This is a genomic window from Photobacterium chitinilyticum (assembly GCF_004104355.1).
Taxonomy (GTDB): Bacteria; Pseudomonadota; Gammaproteobacteria; order Enterobacterales; family Vibrionaceae; genus Photobacterium; species Photobacterium chitinilyticum.
Map to the genome: position 1 here is coordinate 1 of NZ_RJLM01000101.1, position 811 is coordinate 811.

1 protein-coding gene is annotated in these 811 nt (G+C 59.7%); it reads left to right on the plus strand.

Annotated elements, in window-relative coordinates:
* Positions 1–811, plus strand: an 811-nt coding sequence (locus tag EDI28_RS26055) for a VCBS domain-containing protein (protein ID WP_199287508.1), incomplete at both ends; no start/stop codon positions are given.

Below are 811 nucleotides of genomic sequence, written 5' to 3' on the forward strand. Positions count from 1 at the left end.
CGGTGAAAGAAGATACGATTTTGACCACCGGCGGCAAGCTGGAGGTGGTCGACCCGGATGCGGGCGAGGCGGTATTTGCTGCGAAGACCGTCACCGACGGCAATTTCGGTACGTTCAAGATCGGTACAGACGGTACTTGGAGCTATGAGCTGAACAACGGTTCGGCAGAGGTGCAGGCGCTGACCGAGGCAAGCGATCCTCTTAATCGCGAGTTTACCGTCACCACGGCCGACGGCACCGAGCACACCGTCACCGTCACCATCAACGGCAGCGACGATGGTGCTGTGATCACACCTTCTGTGCCGGATGCCGATGCTGGCACGGTGAAAGAAGATACGATTTTGACCACCGGCGGCAAGCTGGAGGTGGTCGACCCGGATGCGGGCGAGGCGGTATTTGCTGCGAAGACCGTCACCGACGGCAATTTCGGTACGTTCAAGATCGGTACAGACGGTACCTGGAGCTATGAGCTGAACAACGGTTCGGCAGAGGTGCAGGCGCTGACCGAGGCAAGCGACCCTCTTAATCGCGAGTTTACCGTCACTACTGCCGACGGCACCGAGCATACCGTCACTGTCACCATCAACGGCAGCGACGACGGTGCCGTGATCACACCTTCAGTGCCGGATGCCGATGCAGGTACCGTCAAGGAAGATGCCGTGTTGACTACCGGCGGCAAGCTGGACGTGGCCGACCCGGATGCGGGCGAGGCGGTATTTACGGCCGAGACTGTCACCGACGGCAACTACGGTACGTTCAAGATAGGTACAGACGGTACCTGGAGCTATGCGCTGAACAACGGTTCGGCGGA